The sequence below is a fragment of the Brevundimonas terrae genome (assembly GCF_011761985.1).
In the GTDB taxonomy this organism is placed as follows: Bacteria; Pseudomonadota; Alphaproteobacteria; order Caulobacterales; family Caulobacteraceae; genus Brevundimonas; species Brevundimonas terrae.
The window spans coordinates 562,032-584,743 of sequence record NZ_JAASQT010000002.1; the positions used below are offsets into that span (position 1 = coordinate 562,032).

Annotated in this window: 22 protein-coding genes and 3 tRNA genes; 14 read left to right on the top strand and 11 right to left on the bottom strand. The window is 59.2% G+C overall.

What is annotated here, in order from left to right:
- Positions 1 to 12: 12 nt before the first annotated feature.
- Positions 13 to 285 (top strand): hypothetical protein, encoded by a 273-nt coding sequence (locus FHS64_RS07405; RefSeq protein WP_167177286.1) that lies wholly within the window; start codon positions 13 to 15, stop codon positions 283 to 285.
- An 88-nt stretch (positions 286 to 373) separates the two neighbouring features.
- Entirely contained in the window at positions 374 to 1,474 is a 1,101-nt protein-coding gene (locus tag FHS64_RS07410; RefSeq protein ID WP_167177287.1) for an oxidoreductase, read from the top strand.
- Between the two features lie 34 nt (positions 1,475 to 1,508).
- Here FHS64_RS07410 and FHS64_RS07415 read toward each other — a convergent pair whose 3' ends face one another.
- The 9 genes from FHS64_RS07415 to FHS64_RS07455 all read right to left on the bottom strand — a co-directional run bounded on the left by FHS64_RS07415 (position 1,509) and on the right by FHS64_RS07455 (position 7,701).
- Positions 1,509 to 1,829 (bottom strand): YbjQ family protein, encoded by a 321-nt coding sequence (locus FHS64_RS07415; protein WP_167177289.1) that lies wholly within the window; start codon positions 1,827 to 1,829, stop codon positions 1,509 to 1,511.
- Between the two features lie 14 nt (positions 1,830 to 1,843).
- On the bottom strand, positions 1,844 to 2,371 hold the full coding sequence (locus tag FHS64_RS07420) for a dihydrofolate reductase (protein WP_167177291.1): 528 nt from the start codon (positions 2,369 to 2,371) through the stop codon (positions 1,844 to 1,846).
- A gap of 55 nt (positions 2,372 to 2,426) precedes the next feature.
- A complete protein-coding gene (locus tag FHS64_RS07425) occupies positions 2,427 to 3,098 on the bottom strand; it encodes an aquaporin (protein WP_208380685.1) in 672 nt (223 codons plus the stop codon).
- 86 nt (positions 3,099 to 3,184) lie between these two features.
- The gene (locus tag FHS64_RS07430; protein ID WP_167177293.1) at positions 3,185 to 3,484 is read right to left on the bottom strand and encodes a nucleoside triphosphate pyrophosphohydrolase family protein; all 300 of its coding nucleotides are present in this window, start codon (positions 3,482 to 3,484) and stop codon (positions 3,185 to 3,187) included.
- A gap of 20 nt (positions 3,485 to 3,504) precedes the next feature.
- On the bottom strand, positions 3,505 to 4,362 hold the full coding sequence (locus FHS64_RS07435; RefSeq protein WP_167177295.1) for a thymidylate synthase: 858 nt from the start codon (positions 4,360 to 4,362) through the stop codon (positions 3,505 to 3,507).
- Positions 4,363 to 4,494: 132 nt separating this feature from the next.
- The gene (locus FHS64_RS07440) at positions 4,495 to 5,439 is read right to left on the bottom strand and encodes a CsgG/HfaB family protein (RefSeq protein ID WP_341771107.1); all 945 of its coding nucleotides are present in this window, start codon (positions 5,437 to 5,439) and stop codon (positions 4,495 to 4,497) included.
- A gap of 148 nt (positions 5,440 to 5,587) precedes the next feature.
- A complete protein-coding gene (locus tag FHS64_RS07445; RefSeq protein WP_167177297.1) occupies positions 5,588 to 6,916 on the bottom strand; it encodes an SH3 domain-containing protein in 1,329 nt (442 codons plus the stop codon).
- A 76-nt stretch (positions 6,917 to 6,992) separates the two neighbouring features.
- Positions 6,993 to 7,547, bottom strand: coding sequence for a DUF924 family protein (locus FHS64_RS07450; protein ID WP_167177299.1), 555 nt, complete (start codon positions 7,545 to 7,547; stop codon positions 6,993 to 6,995).
- Positions 7,548 to 7,624: 77 nt separating this feature from the next.
- Positions 7,625 to 7,701, bottom strand: a tRNA-Pro gene (locus FHS64_RS07455).
- Positions 7,702 to 7,920: 219 nt separating this feature from the next.
- On the opposite strand from FHS64_RS07455, the gene FHS64_RS07460 reads away from it, so the two are divergent.
- A tRNA-Gln gene (locus FHS64_RS07460) sits at positions 7,921 to 7,994 on the top strand.
- A gap of 305 nt (positions 7,995 to 8,299) precedes the next feature.
- On the opposite strand, the gene FHS64_RS07465 is transcribed toward FHS64_RS07460, so the two are convergent.
- Positions 8,300 to 11,587, bottom strand: coding sequence for an autotransporter outer membrane beta-barrel domain-containing protein (locus FHS64_RS07465; protein WP_167177301.1), 3,288 nt, complete (start codon positions 11,585 to 11,587; stop codon positions 8,300 to 8,302).
- 276 nt (positions 11,588 to 11,863) lie between these two features.
- On the opposite strand from FHS64_RS07465, the gene FHS64_RS07470 reads away from it, so the two are divergent.
- Positions 11,864 to 13,123, top strand: a complete 1,260-nt coding sequence (locus FHS64_RS07470) for a glycosyltransferase (RefSeq protein ID WP_167177303.1) — start codon at positions 11,864 to 11,866, stop codon at positions 13,121 to 13,123.
- A 93-nt stretch (positions 13,124 to 13,216) separates the two neighbouring features.
- Here FHS64_RS07470 and FHS64_RS07475 read toward each other — a convergent pair.
- Positions 13,217 to 13,293, bottom strand: a tRNA-Asp gene (locus tag FHS64_RS07475).
- A 406-nt stretch (positions 13,294 to 13,699) separates the two neighbouring features.
- Here FHS64_RS07475 and FHS64_RS07480 point away from each other — a divergent pair.
- From FHS64_RS07480 to nuoI, 10 genes are all read left to right on the top strand, one after another.
- Positions 13,700 to 14,077: an NADH-quinone oxidoreductase subunit A gene (locus tag FHS64_RS07480; protein ID WP_167177305.1), complete on the top strand. Its 378-nt coding sequence runs from the start codon at positions 13,700 to 13,702 to the stop codon at positions 14,075 to 14,077.
- The gene (locus tag FHS64_RS07485; RefSeq protein ID WP_167177307.1) at positions 14,047 to 14,667 is read left to right on the top strand and encodes a NuoB/complex I 20 kDa subunit family protein; all 621 of its coding nucleotides are present in this window, start codon (positions 14,047 to 14,049) and stop codon (positions 14,665 to 14,667) included. The genes FHS64_RS07480 and FHS64_RS07485 overlap by 31 nt, the downstream gene beginning before the upstream one ends.
- A complete protein-coding gene (locus FHS64_RS07490; RefSeq protein WP_167177310.1) occupies positions 14,664 to 15,278 on the top strand; it encodes an NADH-quinone oxidoreductase subunit C in 615 nt (204 codons plus the stop codon). The genes FHS64_RS07485 and FHS64_RS07490 overlap by 4 nt, the downstream gene beginning before the upstream one ends.
- 100 nt (positions 15,279 to 15,378) lie before the next feature.
- Positions 15,379 to 16,557: an NADH-quinone oxidoreductase subunit D gene (locus FHS64_RS07495; RefSeq protein WP_167177760.1), complete on the top strand. Its 1,179-nt coding sequence runs from the start codon at positions 15,379 to 15,381 to the stop codon at positions 16,555 to 16,557.
- Positions 16,554 to 17,222 (top strand): NADH-quinone oxidoreductase subunit NuoE, encoded by a 669-nt coding sequence (nuoE, locus tag FHS64_RS07500; RefSeq protein WP_167177312.1) that lies wholly within the window; start codon positions 16,554 to 16,556, stop codon positions 17,220 to 17,222. The genes FHS64_RS07495 and nuoE overlap by 4 nt, the downstream gene beginning before the upstream one ends.
- Positions 17,222 to 17,491: a hypothetical protein gene (locus tag FHS64_RS07505; RefSeq protein ID WP_167177314.1), complete on the top strand. Its 270-nt coding sequence runs from the start codon at positions 17,222 to 17,224 to the stop codon at positions 17,489 to 17,491. The genes nuoE and FHS64_RS07505 overlap by 1 nt, the downstream gene beginning before the upstream one ends.
- Before the next feature lie 6 nt (positions 17,492 to 17,497).
- Complete coding sequence (nuoF, locus tag FHS64_RS07510) at positions 17,498 to 18,811, top strand: NADH-quinone oxidoreductase subunit NuoF (RefSeq protein ID WP_167177316.1); 1,314 nt, start codon at positions 17,498 to 17,500, stop codon at positions 18,809 to 18,811.
- 5 nt (positions 18,812 to 18,816) lie between these two features.
- Positions 18,817 to 20,862, top strand: a complete 2,046-nt coding sequence (gene nuoG, locus FHS64_RS07515; RefSeq protein ID WP_167177318.1) for an NADH-quinone oxidoreductase subunit NuoG — start codon at positions 18,817 to 18,819, stop codon at positions 20,860 to 20,862.
- Positions 20,863 to 20,865: 3 nt separating this feature from the next.
- Positions 20,866 to 21,945, top strand: a complete 1,080-nt coding sequence (gene nuoH / locus FHS64_RS07520; protein ID WP_167177320.1) for an NADH-quinone oxidoreductase subunit NuoH — start codon at positions 20,866 to 20,868, stop codon at positions 21,943 to 21,945.
- 210 nt (positions 21,946 to 22,155) lie between these two features.
- A complete protein-coding gene (gene nuoI / locus FHS64_RS07525) occupies positions 22,156 to 22,647 on the top strand; it encodes an NADH-quinone oxidoreductase subunit NuoI (RefSeq protein WP_167177321.1) in 492 nt (163 codons plus the stop codon).
- Positions 22,648 to 22,712 lie beyond the last annotated feature (65 nt).

The window sequence follows — 22,712 nt, forward strand, 5'->3', positions numbered from 1 at the left end:
TGGAGAAAACCGATGAGCGAGTTTGCGCCCGTACGGGGTTTTGCTTTGCGAGAGTCGCTGAAAGACAGCGGCGCGGCACCGAAAGTCAGGGGCGAGATACCTGAGCGCAATTTGCGTGATGATTTCGCCATGTCGGCACTGGATCACGCGACCACCATCTATTCCAAGATGGCGGTGGCTGAACTGGACCGTTTGATGGGCCGTAAGAACTATTCCAAGGACGAGGCTGTGGCGCGACTGGCCTATAATATGGCTGATGCGATGCTGGCCGCGCGCGAAATTTAGGCTGACAAAGTTTAAAATCGCAACGGACCCTTTAAACCCGCGTCAAGGTGAACCATCTTCGGAATAACCAAACTCCGGAGAATGCTGCGTGAGCCTTGATCTTCTTTTCCAGCCTTTCAAAATCAAGAACCTGACCCTGCCGAACAGGGTGGTTATGGCCCCGATGACGCGGATGTTCTCGCCGGGCGGTATTCCGACCGATGACGTCGCGGCCTATTACCGCCGTCGCGCCGAGGGCGAGGTGGGCTTGATCGTCACCGAAGGCACGACGATTGAACGCCCCGCAGCCCGTAATGACGCCAACATCCCCTATTTCTACGGCGATGCCATGCCGGCGTGGAAGAAGGTGGTGGACGAGGTTCACGCTGCCGGTGGCCTGATCGCGCCGCAAATCTGGCATGTGGGATCGGCGCGCGGGGCATCACCGGACTGGCAGCCGCTGGGCAAGGTGGATGCGCCGTCGGGTCTGGTGATGCCGGACAAGGCCAAATACGAGCCGATGACCGACGAGGACATTGCCGACACGATTGCTGGTTTCGAGGCCTCGGCCCGACATGCCCGCGAAGTCGGCTTTGATGCTGTCGAAATCCATGCCGCGCACGGCTATCTGATCGACCAGTTCTTCTGGGATGGTTTGAACCGCCGTGAAGACCAGTGGGGCGGACAAACCCTGGCCGAGCGCAGCAAGCTGGGCATCGAGATCATCAAGGCGGTCCGTCGCGGTATCGGTGAGGATATCCCGCTGATCATCCGCCTGTCACAGTGGAAGCAGCAGGATTACAGCGTCCAGATGGCGACTACGCCGGATGAAATGTCCGACTGGCTGCTGCCGATGGCTGAGGCGGGCGTGGATGTGTTCCACTGTTCGCAGCGCCGCTTCTGGGAGCCGGAATTTGAAGGCTCGGACCTGAACTTTGCCGGTTGGGCCAAGAAGCTGACGGGCAAGCCGACCATCACTGTGGGTTCGGTGGGCCTGAACGGCGAGTTTTTGGCCAGCCTGTCCAAGGGCGCGGGTGCCGATCGTGCAGATCTGAACGAGTTGCTGCGCCGTCTTGAGCGCGAAGAGTTTGATCTGGTTGGCGTCGGTCGTGCGCTTCTGTCGGACCCGAACTGGGTCAAGAAGGTCAAGGAAGGCCGGTCAGACGATATGGTCGATTTCGACCGCTCGCACATGATGCAGCTGACCTAAGAGAAAAGGCCGGAGCAGATCGCTCCGGTCTTTTTTATACGGGTTCGACCACCACGGCGGTGCCGTAACACAGGACCTCGGTGGTGCCGGGCATGATCTCGGTGGCGTCATAGCGCACAGCGATTACCGCATTGGCTCCGAGGCTCTGGGCGTGATTGATCAGTTCGCTATAGGCCTCTGCACGGCCCATCTCGGCCAGCTTTACATAGGCGGTGATACGCCCGCCGATCATGGCGTGGATGCCACCGACAAAGTCGGAAACGGCATTGCGGGACCGGACAGTCACGCCGCGCGCCATGCCCAGATGTTTGACGATGCGGTATCCGGCCAGATCATTTGTAGTCGCAACAAGCATTGGACTGGTTCCTGTTAGCGGCGTTCCAGAGTGCGGAACGTAAAGGCGTGGTCGTCTTTCTCGCCCGCAGGATGCGCTTCGTTCAGGGTTTCCGTCCAGTCCGCTTCGTTAAAGGCGGGGAACAGAACATCGCCGTCGGGGGCAGCGTCAACCTCGGTGATGTAGAGGCGCTTGGCGCGCGGCAGGGCGGCTTCGAAAATGGCGGCACCACCAATGACGCAGATTTCGTTCACGTCGTCGTCGGCGGCCTGTTCACGGGCCATGGACAGGGCTTCATCGAGGCTGGTGACAACCACACAGCCCTTGGCCTTTTCGCTCTCGTGATAGGATTCGTCCTTGGTCAGCACCAGATTCAGGCGACCGGGCAGGGGGCGAAGCGGCAGGCTTTCCCATGTCTTGCGGCCCATGATGCAGGGCTTGCCGATGGTGACGGCCTTGAAGCGTTGCAGGTCCGAGCGAATGCGCCACGGAAGATTACCGTCGCGTCCGATCACACCATTAGAGCCACGGGCGACGACAAGGGCGATCTGGGCGAGGGGCAAGGGCAGTCTCCGAAAGGGAATCGGGGGCAGCGGTGCCGCCCCCTTTGTCCCTAGGTTAGGCTTCCGGTTCCAGCAGTTTCAAGCGGAACAGGAGACCACCCAGCACAGCGCCGACCAGCGGGGCTACGATGAACACCCAAAGCTGTGACAGTGCTTGGCCACCGGCCAGAATGGCAGGGCCGAAGCTGCGGGCCGGATTGACCGACACGCCGGTCACCTGAATGCCGACAATGTGGATGACAGCCAACGTGATACCGATGGAAACACCGGCAAATGCGCCATGACCCTTGGCACCCGTCACGCCCAGAATGGCGATCACGAAGATGGCGGTGGCGACGATCTCGAAGATCAGAGCGGCGTGTAGGCCATAACCGCCGGGCGATCCGGCATCAAAGCCGTTCTGGCCCAGATGAGCAAAGCCGGTCTTGGCAATCGCACCAAGGATCATGGCCCCGATAACGGCACCGATGAACTGGGCGACCCAATAGACGACCATGTCCTTGGCGCTCATACGACCGGCGATAAAGGCACCGAGGCTGACCGCGGGATTAACATGACAGCCCGAAACCGGACCGATTCCATAGGCCATGGCGATAATGGCAAAACCGAAGGCCAGAGCGATGCCCAACTGGCCGACAACGTCAAAACCGGCCAGTACGGCGGCACCGCACCCAAAGAATACAAGAACAGCCGTGCCGATCAGTTCGGCCGCAAACTTCTTAATCATGGAAGTCCTCCCTCTCATTTTCGGGCCTGAAAGACTCAGGCTCTCGAGAAGGAGTGTGGCTTTAAAAACCGATGTTGTATGTAAATTTAGGTTTTCGGCTTAAGCCATTGAAGCCATTTGCGTTCCATGGCCGATTCAATGTCGATACCGGCACGCTCGCAATAGATCAGCAACATGCCCAGCACATCGGCGGCCTCGTCGGCCTGTGCCTGCGGATTGGCTTCGCCACGCGCACGGCCGCTGAGGTTCAGGTGTTCCTTGGTCAGTTCGCCAAGCTCTTCCTGAAGCTTCAGGAGCGCCCAGTCGCGGTCACGGTCGATATTATGCTCGGCCGCATAGATGTCCGAAATGCGCAGCACATCGGCTTGAAGATCTTTGAGATTCATTTGGGGGCTTTGGGAGTGGATCAGACCGAAACGGCGGCCTTGATGTGGGGCCATGCCTCATAGCCGGTGAGGGTGAAATCCTCGGGGGCAAAGGCGAACAGGTCGGTATGCGGCGCGATCTGCATTTGGGGGAAGGCCAGCGGCGTGCGGGTCAGTTGCTCGCGGGCCTGATCCAGATGGTTCAGATACAGGTGGGCATCACCAAACGAATGGACGAATTCGCCCGGTTCCAGTCCCACAACCTGTGCCACCATCATGGTCAGCAAGGCATAGGAAGCGATGTTGAACGGCACACCGAGGAAGACATCGGCCGAGCGTTGATACAGTTGGCAGCTCAGCTTTCCGTCGGCGACAAAGAACTGGAACAGGCAGTGGCAGGGCGGCAGCGCCATGTCATCGACATCGGCGGGGTTCCATGCCGAAACGATGTGGCGGCGGCTGTTCGGGTTGTTCTTCAGGCCATCAACCAGCTTTTCGATCTGGTCGATCACGCGGCCATCAGGGGCCGCCCACGAACGCCATTGCTTGCCGTAAACCGGACCAAGCTCGCCATCGGCATCGGCCCATTCATTCCAGATGCTGACCTTGTTTTCCTGAAGCCATGCGATGTTGGTTTCGCCACGCAGGAACCACAAAAGCTCGACGATGATCGAGCGGGTATGCAGCTTCTTGGTGGTCAGAAGCGGAAAGCCCTTGGACAGGTCAAAGCGCATCTGGCGGCCAAATACGCCCAGCGTGCCGGTGCCGGTGCGATCGCCGCGTTCGGAACCGTTTTCCAGAATATCGCGCAACAGGTTCAGGTACTGCCATTCGGGATGGTCAGCAGGGGCCGCGTGAATGCGGTTTTCCAGATCGGCGAGGGCAGCATGGGCGTTCATGAGCCACAGGATGCACTCGAATCACTGTGCTTGTCAGGACGGGTGGTGTCGCAAACTGTGGACCGGTTGTTCACAAAATAGTACGCCCGCCGGAGGTATCCGACGGGCGCTGAAACAAGCGTTTGTTTCCTATCAGGTTCCGGGCGCGAGGCGCTCGTTTTGGACCCAACCGATATTGTCGTTGTCGTCCATAACTTCCCACCATGCACCATCACGGTTGCCGGTCGGATACAGGCGCAGACCTGTCGGCAGGGCGCGAACAACGGAGCCGCCATTCGGGCTGGAACGCAGGGTCGAAGCTTGCTGGACCGTATAGGTCTGGATCGGTGCTTCGGCTGCAGCATTGCCGCTCAGGCCGCCCAGCTGGGTTACCAGATCCGTATAGGCCTGAATGAACGATGCAGCGACGATGCGGCCGATCTCGGTGTTTTCATAAGAACCGCCGCCCAGCGCACCGGCACCGAATCCTGCGGCACCGACGCCCCACGACATGTTGCTACGCGAGGCATAACCTTCGGTAACGGCACGCGTTTCCGAGGTGCGGACATCCGTCAGAGATAGAACCGTGTTGGCTTCCATATTGCGGGTGCGCAGGCCGCCGATCAGGGCACCGGCGCGGCCCCCCAGAGCGGCCCCTGCCAGACCGGCAAGGGCACTGCCGCCGGTGTTGTCGTTCTGGCTGGCGATTTCGCCGATCAGAACATAGTCCGCCGCGCGAACCTGACCGCCGCCAACGTTCGAACCGCGTTGCAGATCGCCGCCACGGGCGCGCTCGCGCTCGCGCTCGGCGATGTTCATGCCGGTGCCACGGTCAACGAGGGTGAAGCAACCGGAACGCTGAATCACAACGCGCAACAGGGATTGCGGCGGCGACAGTTGAAGCTCGCGCCAGTAGTCGGACTGGCCGTCTGCAATCGTGACGCTGCCGAGATTGGTCGTGCAGCGTGGAATATTCGCCATCTGTTGGTCTTGGGTACGTTGTGCACCCGAACGACGGTTTTGCGCTTCGGCCAGTCCGGGCATGGACAGGCTCAGGATTGTAGCGGCAACAGCCACGTTTCTCGGCGATAGTTTCACGACATATTCCTGTAGGCTTAGAGATTGGCCTTAAAACATTGGGTGGCTATATTTTGCCACGACTTAACCCAATAGATGACTTGATTGAGAAATCAAAACGCTGCCGAAACGTGTCCGGCAGCGTTTGTTTTTGTCTGTAGATTCAGCGTTAGCCGCCGACACGGTCTTCTTGTACCCAGCCAAGGCTGCCATCGGTCAGTTCGACTTCCAGCCACTGGCCCTGAGTACGGCCGGTGGCCAAAAGCTTGTCACCGGCACGAACGGCTTGCAGAGGCTCGCCGCTGGGGCTGTCACGCAGTACCGAGCTACGGCTGACCGTGATTTGCTTTACGGTCGAGGACGAACGCGAGGCCGTTTCAACAGTGTCGCTGCGGTCATTATCGCGGCGGTTTGCGATGCGCTCGTTTTCGGCGCGGTCTGCTTCGTAGCGGGCGCGCTCTTCGCGACGGATTTCATCGCGCATGCGATCTTCTTCGTCGCGGCGGCGTTGCTCGGCACGACTACGGTCGGCCTGTTCGGCGCGTTGTGCGCGGTTTTCTTCATTGCGGCGTTCGGTTTCGGCCGCAGCCACAGCTTCACGATTGGCGATGACAACCTCTGGCGTATCGGGGCCAGTTCCGCCCAGCGAGGTCACCAGATCGGCATAGGCGCGCACCATTGCCAGGGCGATAACCTTGCCTTCGTCTTTGTTTTCGTAGCCAGCGCCCACACGGCCACCGAAATGGTTGTCGCGGATACGCAGGCGGCGCAGTTCATTTTCATTGGCGATGGAACGGGTCGAGCCGACAGTCTCGGCCATAGGCACACTGGCGATGGACATGATGATCTGGGCGTCTTCCTTGCCCTTGCCGATGTCCTTCTTGAGGTCGTTCAGCGAATCTACGGTTCGGCGGTTGAGGGCCGGCGCTGCCTGTTGGCCTTGAAGCATGGAGGCTCCACGGCTCAGCATCTGGCCCATCTGGGCATCGTTCATGCCGCCGCCGCCGAAACCGGGGATGCCGCCTTCGCCCTGCGTCAGGGCGCTGACGCCCGCTTGTAGCAGCATACGTCCGCCCGTGGATGCCAGTGCACCCATGAGGCCGCGGCTGCGGTCTTCGCCATCGGCATCAATGGAGTTGCCCAGCTCTGCAATCAGAACAAAGTCGGCAGTACGAATACGACCCGCAGCACCCAGACCGCGCTCGCGTTCGATAACATCCATGCCGGGACCGCGCTCAATCAGGCGGAAACAACCGGATTCACGAATCAAATGGCGCAGAACTTCACTGGGCGCGCCCAGATCCATTTGGCTGAACAACTGGTTTTGAGTGTCCGCGATGGTGATGGTGCCCAGATTCTGGGTGCACCGGGGCACTTCGTTAATCGCAGTCTGAGAGCCCTGACGTCCACGACCGAAAAGCATCTGGGCTTCGGCGGGAACGGGTAGGGCCATAGCAAGCGCGACCGCAGCGACAGCGCTATAACGTGAGAATTGCATGAGGAAGCTCTGCTGTAATTGTTGGGCGTTTTATAGCAGAGCTTTGGATGAACTGGGGCTTAACGAACCATATTTTCTAACCTGAAAAACCGCCCTCTTTCAGGAAAGCGGATTCGTCAGCAGTCGTATCTCTACCCAAGGCTGCGTTTCGATGAGGAAAGCGACCAAAGCGAGCAATCACATCGCGATGGATCACTGCATAATCATAAGTGTTTTTGTGCGTATTCTCGTCGAGGAGATCGATAAGGTCATTTTGATCTTGAAGAATTTCCGAATGCATTAGCGGCATCAGGACAAAGGGTAACAGTTCACTGTCAACGTCGTGCTGATAGTTTCGGCTGATGGCCTGACGGGTGAAATGCAGGGCCAGAGGATCGGTCGCGAACATATGGCCGGTATTGCGGAAACAGTTGCGCGGGAGCTGGTCCAGCAGAATCAAAAGGGCCAGTGCACCGTCAGCGGTGTCCATCCAGAAATCCAGTTCGCGGCGCGCAGCGGCATAGTGCGCGTCCAGAAAACTGGACTTGAATTCGCGATCGAAAGAATCGTCTTTCGCGAACCACTTTTCGGGACCGGCCTTGATCCAGAAAGAAATGACGTCGGAGGGGTTGGGGAGGTGCGCTTGGGTCATGTGTGAAACATAGGCGCAAAAACAGAGAAGGCCACCCGTTGGGGTGGCCTCTGTAACTTCCAGATTTAACAGGAAGATGGTCGGAGTGATAGGATTCGAACCTACGACCCCCGCGTCCCGAACGCGGTGCTCTACCAGACTGAGCCACACTCCGACATTCGATCCGGTTGGCAACGTGTCCGTCCGGCGTCGAGGAGGCGGCTTATAACCAGCACATCATGGTGCTGCAAGTCAGAAAATGCACTTTTGAAAAAAGACGCTGATCGATGAAATTTTCTACAAAATCAGCAAGAAAGGCGTTGCGTTCCGGAAAAGCTTGGCATATCTAACCGACCTCGCCGGGGCGCAACGCTCTAGCGGGCCACCGAAGCGGTGGGGAATGGTGTAATGGTAACACTACGGTTTTTGGTACCGTCATTCTAGGTTCGAGTCCTAGTTCCCCAGCCATCGGATTTCAAAAGGCCACCCTAACAGGTGGCCTTTTTGCTTTGTGGTCTATGCGTGTGAAACCATGACAGTGCGAGCCGGTTTGGCCAAGTTTTGCGGGCTGGCACCGATAACGACCTGATGCCTCATTCGTCGCGCTGGAGAGGGCGTTACCGCCATTGTGAGGGTCAAGGGCAAACCATTGCCGGTTTCCATAGCCTGTGGCACCGGATTACAGCGACAGGGCCGATGAGAGGGCTTGGCGAGGCAAGAAAAAAGGCCGGTGGATTGCTCCACCGGCCTTTCTTGTCAGGCGAATAGCCCGATTAGAACTTGAAGCTGGCGCGCAGCAGCAGGGTATAGCGCACATAGTCTTTCAGCAGCTCGGCATCGCCCGTGACGGACAGCATGCCCAGCGCATTGCCGACATTCAGGCGGAAGCCGACGATCGGACCGCCACCTTCGATGCCCTGGCTCTTCAGCAGGAAGGAATCGCCACCCGAAGCAAAGCGGGCAATCGTGTCGCCGGTATCAACCGAGAAGTTGTGGCGATAGCCGACGCGGACCTCCGGACGAATCCAGCCGTCCTGACCGAAGCCGTAGCCGATGTTCACAGCGGCCACGCCCGAGAAGATGTGGCTGTCACGATCCTGGATTTCCAGATCGAATCCGTCGCCACCGCCCACTTCGGTACGGGCATCTTCGCTGAGCGAGAAGTACTCGGCATAGACTTCAGGACGGATGTTCAGGCGGCCGTAGTTCTTCTCGTAGGAAGCACCGGCAGCCGCCGACAGGGTAAAGCCGTTCCAGTCGGATTCGTTCTTCAGATTGATACCGTCAGCGACCAGACGACGGGTTGCGTCCATCCATGCATAGCCACCAGCCGCGCGGGCCCATGTGGTCCATGCCTGGCCCTGAGCGCGCCAATAGACGCCCAGTTCCAGCAGGTTGGCCGACAGGACTTCTTCAGCAGCCGATTCGGGATCTTCGATGTCCGAAGAGGTGAAGGCCACCGACATACCCAGTGCGCCAGCCTTGGTGCCGCGTTCAATACCGCCAGCGACGCCGAAGCCTTCGGAGCGGAAGCCGTAGGAATCGGTCTTGTCCTTGTCGGCGTAGAAGTTGATTTCCTGCACCCAGGCGCTGGTTTCACCCTGTGCGGCCGAGGCGTTGCGACCGGTCAGGGCGCGCGTAACGGCATCCACACCGGCAGCCAGAGACATCAGCGGGCCACCCGAATGGTCCGGCAGCATCTGCTCGTACAGATCGAAGAAGCCTTCACGCGAGGTTTGGCCCAGCAGGGCGTTACGGATCGCGTCGTTTTGCTCAAGGCCGTTATAGAGCACGTCATAGGCATCGGCCTCGACGGCAATCATGTTCATTTCGTCGGCGGACTTGCGACGCGCAGTGATGTCCAGCTTGCCGTTGGCGGCATTGCTGTCATCCAGATCGATTTCATAAACGTATGGCGAGTTTTCTTTGAGCGAAAGCTCGTCAACATTGCCGAGGTTCAGGTTGTCGGCATCAATGATGGTGAAGCTGGACGGTTCTTTGATCAGGCTGTCGAACCGCACACCGATACCGGCACCGTCGGCCAGGGTGGCATCGCCATTGACCTTGAAGCCGCCATTACCCGTGTTGGTGGGATCCAGAGTGACGATCAGGGTGCCTTCGGAGCCGACATTCAGCGAGGTCAGGTCCGTCACGCCGCTTTGACGTGCGTCCAGAGTGCCCTTGCTGATGTCGATCGACAGCAGGCCGTCGCCAGAATCGAGTTTGCCCGTCACCACAGCGCCGCCCGAGATCAGCAGGCTGTCTGCGCCGGTACCGAACGAGATGTCGCCATTCACGGTACCGTTGCGGATATCGATCGTATCGGCACCCGATCCCAGTTTGATGTCGCCGGTGAGCGACGGTTCCTTGGTATCGGGAACACCATCACCATCGGAATCGACTACGCCATCGACAACGCCGCCGACGATACCGTCCTGAATGAACGAGAAGCCGGTTGTGTTGTTGGAGGCATTGATCGCCGTCGCCGAACCGGTAACGGTATCTTTGCTGTCAGTCGGTGCGACAACGGCCAGAACGGTGCCGTTGTTCACAAAGCTGCTTAGAGTGCCGGACGCATCATTGATGGCCGTCACCGAGGCCTTGCCTCCGGTGACATCGGCGACAATCGAACCGGTGTTGGTGATGCTGCCCAGATTGGCACCGGCATCGATATTGATGGCCGTCAGTTGGCTGTTTGTATTGGAAACGCCGGTTGCGCGGATCGTGCCCGAGTTATTGATGGTCGGGGTATTGGCACCCGCGCCCATCTGGATAGCGGTTGCATTGCCATGCAGGCTGGTGGCGACAATCTCGCCGGAGTTGCGAATACCGCCCGCAATATTGACGGCATGGCCACCATCGACGCCAATCTTGAGCGCGGTCGAATGAACGCCGTCATAGACGCCGATGCCCGCAATCGATCCACGGTTGACGATGCCATAAGCATTGTCGCCGGTGCCGGTTACACCCAGATCAATGTCACGGGTGGCCGATCCGACTTGAACAGCAGGCGCGCCGCCATAGGAGGTGACCGACGCGCGACCCTCGTTGGCGTCGGTCAGGCCATCACCATCGCGGTCAGGGTCTTCGCGGTTCTTGATGCCGTCGCCGTCATCGTCTTCGTCGCCATTCTTGACGCCGTCGCCGTCCTCGTCACCGTCGATACCGCCGGCACCATAGGCCGGGCCGCTGTCCAGCAGCAGGCCCTGGGTCAGATTCGCAGAGACATTAAGCGCCGGACCGCCTTGCAGCAGGTCATCGGCATCGAGGTTCTCGTAATAGATGTAACCGTCGATACCACCGCTTTCAGGCTTGTTGCCCGGGCGGGTCGTGTAACGGTAGCCCGTCGAAATGACGGTGCCCTGTACGTTAAAACGTCCATCGACATCACCTTGGACGTCAATGCCCATTGCGCCTTCGCCGGTGGCCTTGATCGAGCCCAGCAGGTTCACATCACCTGTGGTGCTGCCACCAAGATGCACAGCGGTCGAACGATCACCGACAACATTGATGCTGCCATAGCTGGTCAGATTGCCAACGCGGTCGCTTTCAACCGAAATGCCGCGAGAATCATTACCTTCGACATTGATGACACTGGTCGATTCGATCAGCAGGTTGCCCGTGGATACACCCGGTCCTGCAAAGCGCAGACCCATGCGGTCGCTGCCTGCGGCCCACGGGCCATCCGGCACGCCGTCCTTGTTGTCATCCGGATAGGTTTCGATCGAATCCGTGATGTTGATAGTGCCGCCGATGGTGATGTTGCTGGTGTGACCGGGCTGTACAAGCACGCCAGTCGAACCGTCAGCAGACTTGTCCATCTTGATGGTCGAACCCGCATCCATCTTGAAATCGTGCGAGGAATCGATGGTGACAGCGTTGCCGCTAGCGACTGTGATCGAACCTTTACTGTCGATGCGGACGCTGTCCGGCCCTGTACCCGTAGCGGTCGAGGTCAGAATCGGGGTGGTACGGGCTGTGGAGACTACAGTCTCTGCAAAGGCGCCAGAAGCGACGACAAGAGGCGCAATCGCTGCTGCTGTGGCCAGTAGTGCACGCATTCGAAACAAATCCCTCAAGGCAATCAGTCGTCAGTGAAGCAAGCAGACCGTCTAGCAGGTCATTTGCCCGTTGACTCCAAGTTTCTCAGTTTTAAGGCGAATGCAAGGCTTTAGGCGCGGTTTGGCACCAATCAACCGCTGTCATATTACTACGGTGTAACTGTGCTGTGTGATTAGGCTTTGCGCGACGATGCCGGTTGATTCGTTTGTGTCCACACGCATCCCCGATGCGTTTGGGGCGTTGTGAAATTCCCTAGCGACGGATTTGAGAGATAGATGAGTCAGATCGATATCCAGGAAGCGGAATTCAGTCTTCTTCCCGCGCTAGACGAGCAGATTGGCAATACGCTCAGCCGCCTGAAAACCATGGCGCAGTCGGGCACCCAGTCAGGACGTCCGCGACTTGTCGATACGACCATGTTGTTTGCGCCGCGTTCCGGCGGGGTAAAGCGCTATCTACAGGCCAAGGGGGCGTGGCTGGCTGCGAACCGTCCGGGCGTTGACCATACACTCGTCGTGCCGGGAGCAAGGCATCACATTGATGCCGACGGGATCTTGCGAATCCGTTCGCCCAAACTGCCTTTCGGTGACGGCTACCGCTGGCCCAGTTCCGCCCGTAAATGGGGTGCCTGGGTTTCCGCACTGAATCCTGCGGTTATCGAGGCAGGTGACCCATATAGTGCGGGCCAAGGGGCGCTGGAGGCGGGGCAGAGAGTCGGTGCGCCCGTCGTCGGATTCTGTCACTCGGACCCTGCGGCGCTGGCGGCGCTGCATTTCGGTGAATGGGCCAAGAAGCCGGTTGAAAAACGCTGGGCCAAGGTGTTCTCGCAATTTGACCGCGTTGTTTCGCCCAGCCGCTTTATTGCGCGTCGTCTCGAAGAGGCGGGAATCGACAATATCGTCATCAGGCCTCTGGGGGTCGAGGTGGACACCTTCCATCCTGACCGGCGTGATCGTGACTGGCTGCTGAAGCGCACAGGACTGCCCAAGGATGCGCGTCTTCTTTGTTTTGCGGGGCGTCCTGCAAAAGAAAAGAATGTCGATATCCTGATTGATGCGGTCCAGAAGCTGGGCGACCCCTATCATCTGATACTGGTCGGGGCGGGGCAGGGTATGCCGGCCGAAGAGCGTGTTATTGCGCTCGACTATGAAAAAGATCCCAAGGCGGTGGCCCGTATTGTGGCCAGTGCCGATGCCTTTGTTCATGCCAATGATAAGGAGCCGTTCGGTCTGATCGTACTGGAGGCCATGGCCTGCGGGCGACCTGTGGTGGGCGTCAATTCGGGTGGCGTAGCCGAAACGGTCGATGACAGCGTGGGGCAGTTGGCGAGAAGCGCCAATGCCGATGACTATGCCGAGGCGATTGCGGCCCTATTCGAGCGCGATATCGAAGCCTTGGGAGCTGCCGCGCGTGTGAAGACCGTCGAGCAGTTTGCGTGGCCTCGCGTGTTCGAGGAACTGAGCATGCTTTATGGCGAGGTCAGCGGCTGTGCGGAATTCGCGATGCCTGCGCCAGACATGCGCCTGAACGGCTGAATCAGCGTGGCCGAGGTAAACGCTCGAAATGTTTGGAAAGGGAAAAGGGCGGCTGCGCCACTCTTGCTTCGATAAGATTATAAAGAAGAAGAGTGGCGCGAGTGACGGGGCTCGAACCCGCGACCTCCGGCGTGACAGGCCGGCACTCTAACCAACTGAGCTACACCCGCGTTTCCCGGCCGGAGCGACAGTGCGCTGCGGCGAGAGCGGTCGTTTATGCGGGGCTGAGCCCTGCGTCAAGCGACGGCCTGTGGATAAATGCGTTTTTGCGAAATTTATCGAAAATTTCCGCAACTTGCCCCGCTTTGGCAGGGGGATTGAGGATTCCAGACGATCGAGGTGCGGCATTTCGGCCCGCAATGCGCTTAAAGCAGGGGTAGGGCGCGGAACATAAATGTGGTTCAAGCGTCACCAATACAGTCGTTTTCTTGGCGTAACATAGGCCTCTGAAAACGCCAGTGTTTTGAGAACCATTCTCAATGTGCGCTTATTGGCCTCATGGGTTTGAACACTGGCGAAGTTGGGTCTAAGAAGCGCCGAATCCGCCCCCTCCAACTGGCGGGCGAGGCAGCTCGAATGAATGAATTTCTTCTAGATTACCTACCGATCGTCGTTTTCCTCGGGATCGCAATAGTTTTGGGTTGCGCCTTCATGCTCGCAGCATGGGTGCTGGCTCCCAAAAACCCGGACACTGAAAAGCTGTCGGCTTATGAGTGCGGCTTTAATGCCTTTGATGACGCACGGATGAAGTTCGACGTGCGTTTCTATCTGGTGTCGATCCTGTTCATTATCTTCGACCTCGAGATCGCATTCCTGTTCCCGTGGGCAGTGTCGCTGTTTGACCTGTCGCACAGTGAAATGGTGTTTGCGTTCTGGTCGATGATGGCCTTCCTCGGCGTCCTGACCGTGGGCTTCATCTACGAATGGAAGAAGGGAGCACTGGAATGGCAGTGATCACGCCTTCGTCGTCGGTTATTGCGCCGTCGTCGCCATTGGTGCCTGCTGGCACCGCCGCTCGTTCGACCGTCGAGGGATATGATCCCAAGGTCCACGACAAGTTTTTCGAGGCCGTGAACACCGAACTGGGTGAGCAGGGCTTCCTGACGACCTCGCTGGACGACGTCATCACCTGGGCCCGTACGGGTTCGCTGATGTGGATGTCGTTCGGTCTGGCCTGCTGCGCCGTGGAAATGATCCACCTGTCGATGCCGCGCTTCGACCTGGAGCGTTTCGGTACGGCACCGCGTGGTTCGCCGCGCCAGTCCGACCTGATGATCGTTGCCGGTACCCTGACCAACAAGATGGCTCCGGCTCTGCGCAAGGTCTATGACCAAATGCCCGAGCCGCGCTACGTCATCTCGATGGGCTCGTGCGCCAATGGCGGTGGCTATTACCACTACAGCTACAGCGTTGTTCGCGGTTGCGACCGTGTGGTTCCGGTTGATGTTTACGTCCCGGGCTGCCCGCCGACTGCCGAAGCCCTGCTGTACGGTATCCTGCAACTGCAGAAGAAGATCCGTCGTACCGGGAGCATTGAACGATGAGCGAACTCGTCCGCGTGGCCGAGCGTGAATCGGCCCTGACCCCTCTGGGTACGGAAATGGTCGCGGCACTGGGTGTCGAGGCTGTTGTTGCTTTTGGTGAACTGACCCTGATCGCCCCGCGCGAAAAGATTGTCGAAGTCATGCAGTCGCTGCGTGACACCTTTGGCTTCCAGCAACTGATGGATGTCTGTGGTGCCGACTATCCGGATCGCGAAGAGCGTTTCGAGGTTGTCTATCACCTGCTTTCGCTGACCCGCGCGGCGCGTCTGCGCGTCAAGGTCCAGACCGACGAAGTGAAGCCGGTTCCCAGCGTGGTTTCGGTTTATCCGTCGGCGGGCTGGTTCGAGCGTGAAGCGTTCGACATGTACGGCATGATCTTCTCGGATCACCCCGACATGCGCCGCATCCTGACCGACTACGGTTTCCAGGGGCACCCGTTGCGTAAAGACTTCCCGATGACGGGCTATGTCGAGGTTCGTTACGACGAAGAGCAGAAGCGTGTGGTCTATGAGCCGGTGAAACTGGCTCAGGAATACCGTTCGTTTGATTTCCTCTCGCCGTGGGAAGGTGCGGAATATCCGCTGCCCGGCGACGAGAAGGCAGGAGCCTGAGTCTATGGCTGACGGACACAACACCCCCGCGCGTCCTCTGGGCGTCACTGTCGATCCTTTCGAGGATTACGAAGACGGCCTGACCCCGCACGCCCGTGCGATGGACGATCGTAAATTCACCATCAACTTCGGTCCGCAACACCCGGCCGCGCACGGTGTGCTGCGTCTGGTGCTGGAGCTGGACGGCGAGTTGGTGACCCGCGTTGATCCGCATATCGGCCTGCTGCACCGCGGCACCGAAAAGCTGATGGAAGCGCGCACCTATCTGCAGAACATCCCGTATCTGGATCGTCTGGACTATGTGTCCCCGATGAACCAAGAGCACGCCTTCTGTCTGGCTATCGAGCGCCTTCTGGGCGTTGATGTGCCTTACCGTGGCCAGCTCATCCGTGTTCTGTATTCGGAAATCGGCCGCATCCTGAACCACCTGCTGAACTCGACCATGCAAGCCATGGACGTGGGCGCTCTGACCCCGCCGCTTTGGGGCCACGAAGAGCGTGAAAAGCTGATGGTGTTCTACGAGCGTGCCTGTGGTGCGCGTTTGCACGCCAACTATTTCCGTCCGGGTGGCGTCCATCAGGACCTGACGCCCGAGCTGATCGACGACATCGACCGTTGGTGCAAGGAATTCCCGCGCGCCCTCGACGACATCGAAAAGCTGGTTACGGAAAACCGTATCTTCAAACAGCGTAACGTCGACATCGGCGTGGTCTCGAAAGAGAACGCGCTGGCATGGGGCTTCTCGGGCGTCATGCTGCGCGGCTCGGACATTGCGTGGGATATCCGCAAGGCCCAGCCGTACGACTGCTACGAGGACATGGAATTCGACATCGTCGTCGGCAAGAACGGCGACTGCTGGGACCGTTACCTGTGCCGCGTCGAAGAGATGCGCCAGTCGGTCCGCATCATGGAACAGTGCGTACACAAGCTGCGTAACTGCCCGGGTGAGCCGGTTCTGGCCGAAGACAACAAAATCACCCCACCGCGTCGTGGCGAGATGAAGCGTTCGATGGAAGCGCTGATCCACCACTTCAAACTCTACACCGAAGGCTTCAAGACGCCTGAAGGTGAAGTGTATGCGGTTGTCGAAGCGCCGAAGGGCGAGTTCGGCGTGTATCTGGTGTCGGACGGCACCAACAAACCTTACCGCGTCAAGCTGTCTGCACCGGGCTTCCGCCACCTGCAGGCAATGGACTGGATGAACCGTGGCCACATGCTGGCCGACGTGTCCGCCATTCTCGGCTCGCTCGACATGGTGTTCGGAGAAGTTGACCGATGAGCGCTCGTCGTCTGGCCAAGGTCCAGCCGGCTTCCTTCGAGTTTTCGAAGGAAACCATGGAAAAGGCCCAGTGGTGGATCAAGAAGTATCCGGAATCGCGCCGCCAGTCGGCTGTGATCCCGGTCTTGTGGCTGGTGCAGAAGCAGGAAGGCTGGGTTTCCGAACCGGCTATCCGCGCAATCGCCGAGCTGTTGGGTATGGCCTATATCCGCGTTCTGGAAGTGGCCACCTTCTACACCATGTTCATGCTGGAGCCGGTCGGCAAGGTCGCCCTGATCCAGGTCTGCGGCACCACCCAGTGCATGCTACGCGGGTCGCAAGACCTGATGCGCGTCTGCAAGGAAAAGATCGGTCCCAAGGACAAGCTGTCCGCCGACGGTCGCTTCACATGGCAGGAAGTCGAGTGCATCGGGGCTTGCTCCAATGCGCCGGTCGCCCAGATCAACGACCTGTATTACGAAGACCTGACGCCGGAAAACATGGCCCAGATCATCGACGATTTTGCCGCTGGCAAGACGCCGAAGGCTGGCAGCTATTGCGGTCGCCACAATGCGGCACCGGTTGGCGGGGCCAAGGTGTTGCTCGATCCGGCACTGTATGACGGCTCGGCAGCCAAGAAGATCAAGAAGCTGCCGAACTCCGAACCGAAAAAGGCAGACGCCTGATGGCACGGCCGAACCTCGACACTCCAGAAGGCAGAACGGCCTATCGCGCTGAATTGAAGCGGGTAGGGTGGAAACTGCGCCTTGGCGGCTTTGTGCTGATCGTGGTCGCGGCCCTGCTTGTTGTATTCGCTCAGGAAGGCCGTTTTGGCCTAACCCAGGATGCGGTGAAGGTTGCGTACGGCATGCTATTTGCCGGTTGGGTCTTGGTCATTGCGGCCATTTTCCAACGCACCCGCCACCACAAACGCCGCATGGCGGAAGGACTTTAAGGAACCATGATCGGAATCCTCGAAGACAAGGATCGGATCTTCACCAACCTTTACGGTCTCCATGACTGGGGCCTTGAGGGCGCGAAGAAACGCGGCGCGTGGAACGCCACCAAGGACATGCTGGACCTTGGCCGCGACTGGATCATCGACAACGTGAAGGCCTCGGGCCTGCGCGGTCGTGGTGGTGCGGGTTTCTCGACCGGCCTGAAATGGTCGTTCATGCCCAAGGAAGTGACGGACCGTCCTCACTACCTCGTCATCAACGCCGATGAATCCGAGCCCGCGACCTGTAAAGACCGCGAGATCATGCGCCATGATCCGCAACTGCTGATCGAGGGTGCGCTGATCGCGTCCTTCGCCATGCAGGCCCATGCTTGCTATATTTATCTGCGCGGCGAGTACATTCTCGAGCGCGAGCGCATGGAAGCTGCCGTCAAGCAGGCTTATGAAGCCAAGCTGATCGGCGACAACAACGTCCATGGCTGGGACTTCCACGTCTATATCCACCACGGTGCCGGCGCTTATATCTGCGGCGAAGAAACCGCTCTGCTGGAATCGCTGGAAGGCAAGAAGGGCCAACCGCGCCTGAAGCCGCCGTTCCCGGCTGGCGCTGGCCTGTACGGCTGCCCGACGACCGTGAACAACGTGGAATCGATCGCTGTGGTCGGCACCATCCTGCGTCGTGGCGCAGACTGGTTCGCCAGCTTCGGTCGCCCGAACAACACCGGCACCAAGCTGATGTCGCTGGCCGGTCACGTGAACACGCCTTGCGTCGTCGAAGAAGCCATGTCGATCCCGCTGCGCCAACTGATCGAAGATCACGGCGGCGGCGTGCGTGGCGGCTGGGGCAACCTGAAAGCCATTATTCCGGGCGGTGCCTCGTGCCCCGTTATCACCCGTGAACAGGCCGAAGTCGCTCTGATGGACTTCGATTCCATGCGCGAGCATCGCTCGTCGCTGGGCACTGCCGGTGTGACCGTCATGGACGAAAGCACCGACATCGTTCGTGCGATTGCCCGCATCAGCTACTTCTTCAAGCACGAGAGCTGTGGCCAGTGCACGCCGTGCCGCGAAGGCACCGGCTGGATGTGGCGCGTGCTGGAACGTATGGCGATCGGCGATGCCGACCCGTCGGAAATCGACCTGTTGCTGGACGTTGCCGGTCAGGTTGAAGGCCACACCATCTGCGCTCTCGGCGACGCCGCGGCCTGGCCTGTTCAAGGCCTGATCCGCCACTTCCGTCACGAGATCGAAGACCGCATCAACACCTACCGTAATAGCCGTGCGAACTTCGCCGGCCATACGATCGCGGCGGAGTAATCGTAATGCCTATCGCCAAGGTAAATGGTGTCGAGGTTGAGTTCGAGCAGGGCATGACCGTGCTGCAGGTCGCGGAACGCGCCGGGCAGGAAATCCCGCGCTTCTGCTACCACGAACGCCTGTCCATCGCCGGCAACTGCCGTATGTGCCTCGTCGAGGTGAAGCCCGGACCGCCGAAGCCGCAAGCTTCGTGCGCCCTGCCTGCTGCTGCCGGTCAGGAAATCTTCACCGACACCCCGATGGTCAAAAAGGCCCGCGAAGGTGTGATGGAGTTCCTGCTGATCAACCACCCGCTGGATTGCCCGATCTGCGATCAGGGCGGCGAGTGCGATCTGCAAGACCAGGCCATGGGCTATGGCCGCGACGGCTCGCGTTACAGCGAGAACAAGCGCGCGGTTGAAGAAAAGAACATGGGCCCGACGGTCAAGACGTTCATGACGCGCTGCATCCAGTGCACGCGTTGCGTTCGCTTCATCACCGAAGTGGCCGGCGTTCCGGACATCGGCATGATCTCGCGCGGCGAAGGTGCCGAGATCACGACCTATCTGGAAAAGAACATCGACAGCGAACTGTCGGGCAACGTCAATGACCTGTGCCCTGTGGGCGCGCTGACGCACCGTCCGTGGCAGTACCACTATCGTCCGTGGGAACTGAAGAAGACCGAAACCATCGACGTGATGGACGCTCTGGGTTCCAACATCCGTGCCGACTACCGTGGTTCGGAAGTGATGCGTGTGCTGCCGCGTGTGAACGAGGGCATCAACGAAGAGTGGCTGGCCGACCGTTCGCGTTACGCGGTTGACGGTCTGCAAACCCGTCGCCTCGACCGTCCGTGGATCCGTGAAAACGGCAAGCTGCGCGCCGCATCGTGGGATGAGGCTCTGAACGCTGTCGCTGCCAAGCTGAAGTCGGCTTCGGCTGATCGCATCGGTGCTATCGCTGGCGACCTGCAAGACGCTGAATCGATGAAGGCTGTGCTGGACCTGTTCCGCGCGCTGGGTTCAAACAATACGGATTGCCGCCAAGACGGCGCGGCTCTGAGCGGCGATATCCGCGAGAGCTATCTGTTTAACTCTGGCCTTCAAGGCATTGAAAATGCAGACGCTATTTTGATCGTGGGTGCAAACCCGCGTACCGAAGCGCCGCTGCTCAATGCCCGTATTCGCAAGGCTTGGCTGAACGGTAAGGCCGAAGTGGCTGTCATCGGCCAACAAGCCGACCTGACCTATGACTACGCCTATCTGGGCGAAGGCTCGAAGCTGGTTGGCAAGCCGACCAAGGCTGTCACCGACTTCCTGTCCAAGGCTGAACGTCCGGCGATCATCGTCGGTATGGGCGCTCTGGTCGGTGAAACCGGTCCGGCTGTACTGAACGCTCTGGGCGCGCTGGCCAAGAAGACTGGCGTGGTTAAGGACGGCTGGAACGGCTTTAACGTACTGCACACCGCTGCATCGCGCGTTGCCGGTCTGGACATGGGCTTCCTGCCGCAAGACGGTGGCCTGTCGGTTGCTGACATGTTGAAGCCGGGCGCTCTGGACGTTCTGTTCCTGCTGGGTGCCGACGAAGTGAACGCTTCGGGTTCGGACGCCTTCCGCGTTTACCTCGGCTCGCATGGTGATCGTGGCGCTCATGGCGCTGACGTGATCCTGCCGGGTGCCGCATACACCGAGAAGTCGGGCCTGTATGTGAACACCGAAGGCCGCGTACAGATGGCAGAACGCGCTGTATTCCCGAAGGGCGAGGCCAAGGAAGACTGGGCCATCGTTCGCGCTCTGTCGGAACGCGTGGGTCAAACCCTGCCGTATGACAATCTGAACCAACTGCGCGCCAAGCTGATGGCCGATGTGCCGTCGTTCGGCCGTATCGACTATCTGGCACCGTCGGCTTCGTTCGACGTGGCATCGCTGGGTGTTAAAGGTGATGCGGGCGATATCGCCTTCGTCTCCACGATCACCGATCCTTATCTGACCAACCCGATTGCGCGCGCCAGCGAAACCATGGCCGAACTGTCCCGTGAACGGGTCGCGCCGGTCGCACTGGCGGCGGAGTAAGACATGGAAGCTGCGACTTCATTCTGGGCTACGCCGCTCGGCTGGACCCTCATCACTGTCGGCGGGATCCTGCTGGTTACCGTTGGTATCCTGATCTCGCTGGCCTTCCTGCTGCTGGCCGACCGTAAGGTCTGGGCAGGTGTTCAGCTGCGTAAAGGCCCGAACGTGGTTGGCCCGTTCGGCCTGCTGCAATCGTTTGCGGACTTCTTCAAATTCGTTCTGAAGGAGATCGTGATTCCGGCTGGTTCGGACAAGGTGGTCTTCATTCTGGCTCCGCTGATCAGCTTTGTGCTGGCCTTCGTGGCTTGGGCGGCCATTCCGTTCGCACCGGGCTGGGTCATTGCCGATCTGAACGTGGGTATCCTGTACATTCTGGCGATTTCGTCGCTGGGTGTTTACGGCATCATCATGGGCGGCTGGGCTTCGAACTCGAAGTATCCGTTCCTTGGCGCACTGCGTTCGGCGGCACAGATGGTGTCGTACGAAGTGTCGATGGGTCTGATCCTGATCACTGTGATCCTGATGTCGGGTTCGATGAACCTGACCAAGATCGTCACCGACCAGGCCGGTTTCTTCTGGAACTGGAACGTTTTCGGTGGCGGGGCAGGGACCTGGCCGCTGATCGTCATCATGCTGCCGATCACCATTGTCTTCTTCATTTCGGCACTGGCTGAAACTAACCGTCCGCCGTTCGACCTTCCGGAAGCGGAATCGGAACTGGTTGCCGGTTATCAGGTCGAATATTCGTCGACGCCGTATCTGCTGTTCATGATCGGTGAGTACGCGAACATCGTCTTCATGTGCGCCATGCTGACCCTGATGTTCACGGGCGGTTGGAACCCGGGCTTCCTGTCGGAAGACTTTATGGCCAGCCTGCCGGCATTTGTGGCTTACACCATCTATCTGCTGACCTTCATCGTGAAGACGGTGTTCTGGTTCTTCATGATTGCTTTGGTGAAGGCATTCGTCCCGCGTTACCGCTATGACCAACTGATGCGTCTGGGCTGGAAAATCTTCCTGCCGTTCTCGCTGGTTGCCGTTATCGCTGTGGCAGCGTGGCGCGTGTTCGCCGTCGGAGCCTGATGTAATGCGTCTGTCGCTCCCGCTATTGGCTGTTTTGCTCGGCATGACAGCCTGTAGTGCGCCCTATGAGGCCGACCCTGTGTCGGTTTATCAATGGGAAGAGCGGCAGAATGAAATCATGCGGCAGGGCGCTGAAAAACAGCGTCTCTGTCAGACTTTGGATAAGGATAGCGCACGCTATAAACGCGAGTGCGCTGGAGTGAGATCGTAATGCTGACCCGTATCGTTCAGGCGGCCAAGGGCGCGATGCTGACCGACGTGTTCGGCGCCGTCGGCCTGTCGATGAAGTACATGCTGAAGCCGAAAGCGACGGTGAACTATCCGTTCGAGCGCAACCCGCAATCGCCGCGTTTCCGTGGCGAGCACGCGCTGCGTCGCTATCCGAACGGTGAAGAACGCTGCATCGCCTGCAAACTCTGCGAGGCGATCTGTCCGGCTCAAGCCATCACCATCGAGGCAGAACCTCGTGCCGATGGCTCGCGTCGTACCACCCGTTATGACATCGATATGGTGAAGTGCATCTACTGCGGTCTGTGCCAAGAGGCCTGCCCGGTGGACGCGATCGTCGAAGGTCCGAACTCCGAGTTCGCGACCGAAACGCGTGAAGAACTGCTCTACGACAAGGAACGCCTGCTCGATAATGGCGACCGTTGGGAGCGTTTGATCGCAAAGAATCTGGAACTGGACGCGCCGTACCGTTAAACGGGGCGTCTATTTCTGTCGTACTGACCCCGTTCATCCGGATCGGGGCCACAATTCTGGAAGGG